This is a genomic window from Clostridium sp. AM58-1XD (assembly GCF_003464085.1).
Taxonomy (GTDB): domain Bacteria; phylum Bacillota; class Clostridia; order Lachnospirales; family Lachnospiraceae; genus Lachnoclostridium_A.
Genome location: NZ_QSDR01000067.1, coordinates 1 through 3,854, shown reverse-complemented (window position 1 = coordinate 3,854; position 3,854 = coordinate 1). Strand labels below are relative to the sequence as shown.

The following is a 3,854-nucleotide window of genomic DNA, read 5'->3' as shown; positions in this document are numbered from 1 at the left end:
AATTTAGTCTGCTTTTTCATAATGAATGCACTCTCCTTTTTGTTTTCTGAAATACTTTTTTTGAAATTTCTAATTGCATTACGAGGTCATTATACTTCCAATATTGGAATTATCAATACTTTTTTAACATTTTTTCTAACTTCCTGAAAAATTAGACAAATATTGATATGTAACCATGAGAAATATTTTTACCTCTCCATCACACGTGTACAGTATAATATACTTTCTTTCAAAATACCATAACTTTTATCTGTGCATTTTCTTACGAAATTCTTACGGAAACCGAATTATTATCGAAATTTGCATCCAGGGAGATGCAATTAAGCAGAATTCCTTGTTTTTTTAATATTGCATGATATAATGTTCATATATTAAGCTCCCATGCTTTTTTTGAACAAAGATATTTATATTAAAGGATTGATAAAAAAATAATGGAGGTATACAACATTGGACCGTTACGGATTAATATGCAGAAGTATTCTGGAGTCTCCAGGAATTACCCAGCGTGAACTTGCTCAGATTCTTGATGTTTCTCTAGGTACAGTTAACAGTTTAATAAAGGAATGTATTCATCAAGGTCTCATCTCCCCCTCAAAAGACGGGAGTTCGCTACTGGAACTCCTGCCAAGAGGAAAAGAACTGTTAGAACAGTACAAAGTGGATGGAGCAGTTATTCTAGCCGCTGGTTTTGGCTCTCGTTTTGTTCCGCTTACCTTTGAAATGCCTAAAGGCCTTCTGGAAATATTCGGAGAGCGCATGATCGAACGTCAGATTCGGCAGCTCCACGAGGCAGGTATCTATAATATCACAATTGTAGTTGGATATCTGAAAGAAAAATTCGAATACCTGATCGATAAATATCAGGTGCAGCTTCTTTACAATCCTGAATATTCCTGTAAAAACACCTTAACTTCTGTTTACTGTGCCCGTCATCTTTTAAAAAGCCGCAACATGTATCTTCTTTCATCTGATAACTGGCTGCGAAGTAATATGTTCCACAAGTATGAATGCGGTGCATGGTACTCCCTTTGCCATACAGACGGAAAGACATCTGAATGGTGCATCCAATTTAATAAGAAAAAAGTCATTACTGGAGTACAGATCGGCGGAGAAAATTCGTGGTTTATGTATGGCCCTGTATTTTTATCAGCAAATTTTTCGAATCTCTTCCTTTCTGTGCTGGAAGAATATTACCAAATTCCCGGCACTGAACAGTTTTACTGGGAGCATGTTTTTCAGGAAATGGTGAATGGGACTGCTGCAAAGCGCTTAAAAGAAAACGGAAGCCCATTCGTGGCTGAATTATCCAAAGCCGAAAGAGCTGCAGTAATGTATGCGAACTGTCAGCCGGATGACCAGGTTTATGAATTTGAAAACCTAGAAGAACTGCGTCGATTTGATCCAAAATATCAAACTCATTCCAATAATCAGGCGCTTGAGCTGGTCGCAAAAGTATTTCAGGTAGATGAGTCTTCAATTCGCAATCTCCGTTGCCTGAAAGCTGGTATGACAAATAAATCTTTTTTGTTTGACATTGAAGATAAAAATTATATCTGCCGTATTCCTGGTCCTGGAACAGAACTTCTGATTAACCGATATCAGGAAGGTGAAGTCTATAAGGCTATTGCTTCTCTTGGAATTACAGAACGAATTGTGTACTTCAACAGCGATACCGGTTATAAGATATCCCGCTACTATGAAAATTCGCGAACTGCCGATGCAAGGAACTTGGAAGATATGAGCCAGTGCATGAAGCTCCTTAGGCGCTTCCATGAATCAGGAATTACTGTAAATCATGATTTTGACATAAAGGAACGGATTGACTTCTATGAAAAGCTCTGCAGAACACATGAAAGTATTTTATTTGAAGATCATAAGGTAGTCCTTGAATGGATGAACCAGCTCATAGATAAACTCGCTTCCATGAACCGCCCAAAAATCCTCTGCCATATTGACAGCAACGCAGACAATTTCCTTATGCTGGAAAATGGCGGCCTCGTTTGATCGACTGGGAATATGCTGGAATGTGTGATCCATTGATTGATATTGCCATGTGCTCCATCTATTCCTATTATACAGAAGCCGAAATGAAACAACTGGCGGAACTGTATCTTGGCAGATCATGGAACAGCGAGGAACGTTTTGTAATCTACGCATATGCTGCACTCGGAGGTTTTTTGTGGGCTCTATGGGCAGTATATAAAAGTTCTCTTGGCGAAGAATTTGGCGATTATACTCTTATCATGTATCGCTATGCAAAGGACTATTATAGAAAGCTGGCTGATGAACTGTAAAATTGTAATAAAATCGTTATTCCATTTCCAATGGATTATGTTATAATCAGATATATAACACTTACAAAAGGGGGAACCAGGAAATGAAACATAATCGCCCGGCTGCATTTGCAGCCTGTGTCGGCCTCATCGGAATCATGAGTCTTACTCCATGCTTTCCTTCTCTTGCAGGCTGGACGGCAAAAGGTTCTACATGGACGTATACAGATGACAACGGATCGCTCCGTAAAGGGTGGCTTAGTACATCTGACAACAAATATTATTATATGAATGAAAACAATGGGGAAATGACAATCGGATGGAAACAGATCGGTGATTCTTGGTATCATTTCAACTCATCCGGACAGATGGACACCGGATGGATCACTGTCGATGGAAAGTCTTACTATATTCAGGATAATGGTATTATGAGGACCGGATGGGTTCATGTAGACGGTACGGATCAGTACTATTTTCTGAAAGCTGACGGTGCTATGGCAATAGGATGGCGCAATACGGATAACGCATGGTATTATTTCAAATCCGATGGACGCTGTGCATTCGGATGGCAGAAAATTGACAATTACTGGTATTATTTTGGCGAAGACGGAAAGATGATTACCGGATGGAAGCAGCTTAACAATGCCTATTATTATCTGGGCAGCGACGGAAAGATGGCGACCGGGTGGCTGAAGGACAGTAACGGCAATCATTATTTCATGGATTTGGATGATGGAACCATGTCCCATGAATGGAAACAGATCGACGGTTCCTGGTATTATTTCAATAATGCCGGCCATAGGCAGACAGGATGGTTAAAACTGAACGACGGCAATTATTACTATCTTGATCCTTCTACCGGAAAAATGGCTGCCAATACGACCCTTAACATTGATGGGATAAATTATACATTTGCCTCTAATGGCGTCTATACTGCCAATGGAACATCTTCTGGAAACGCTCCTGGCGGCAGCTCATCTGGCAGCAATGCTCCCGGAACGAATACAGGGTCATCCAGCAACGCTCCTGGTGGAAGCAGTAATAATACTGTGTCTGGTCCTCCTAACAGTAATTCTAATTCCAATAACAGTCCGAGTGGTTCTGGCAGTTCATCTAATAATGTAGTAACAGGAAGTCCTGGCAGTTCGAATAACTCTTCCAATGCTCCTACTGCCTCCAACTCCGGTTCTTCCCCTTCTGGTGGATATACAAGTTCCAGCGATAACTTAAAACCGGGGCAGACCAGCGGACCTCATTAAGTATCATAATAAAATAAATAAGATAACAATAAAACATCATACATTTATCCTGCATTCTGGGTAAGTGCATGATGTTTTTATTTATCTGGAAGGTTCTTTAAAACTCCTTTTTATATAGAAGCTCTCCGAACAAAATATCCTGCGTCACTCGCCAACTATCTATAATTTCCATTATTGGAAGTATAATGACCTCGTAATGCAATTAGAAATTTCAAAAAAGTATTTCAGAAAACAAAAAGGAGAGTGCATTCATTATGAAAAAGCAGACTAAATTAGTTGCAGTATTATCTGCATCAGCTCTGTTAGCAATGGGCGCTTCCAT

At 39.6% G+C, this 3,854-nt stretch carries 3 protein-coding genes; all 3 read left to right on the top strand.

Features of this window, described 5'->3' with window-relative positions:
* The first annotated feature begins 447 nt into the window (after positions 1-447).
* The 3 genes from DXA13_RS20520 to DXA13_RS20515 all read left to right on the top strand — a co-directional run bounded on the left by DXA13_RS20520 (position 448) and on the right by DXA13_RS20515 (position 3,532).
* Positions 448-2,004 carry a sugar phosphate nucleotidyltransferase gene (locus DXA13_RS20520; protein ID WP_347559941.1) on the top strand — a complete coding sequence of 519 codons (1,557 nt, stop codon included), beginning with the start codon at positions 448-450 and terminating at the stop codon, positions 2,002-2,004.
* Positions 2,001-2,294 (top strand): hypothetical protein, encoded by a 294-nt coding sequence (locus tag DXA13_RS23380; protein ID WP_347559940.1) that lies wholly within the window; start codon positions 2,001-2,003, stop codon positions 2,292-2,294. The genes DXA13_RS20520 and DXA13_RS23380 overlap by 4 nt, the downstream gene beginning before the upstream one ends.
* A gap of 83 nt (positions 2,295-2,377) precedes the next feature.
* A complete protein-coding gene (locus DXA13_RS20515; RefSeq protein ID WP_118246841.1) occupies positions 2,378-3,532 on the top strand; it encodes an N-acetylmuramoyl-L-alanine amidase family protein in 1,155 nt (384 codons plus the stop codon).
* Positions 3,533-3,854: the final 322 nt, after the last annotated feature.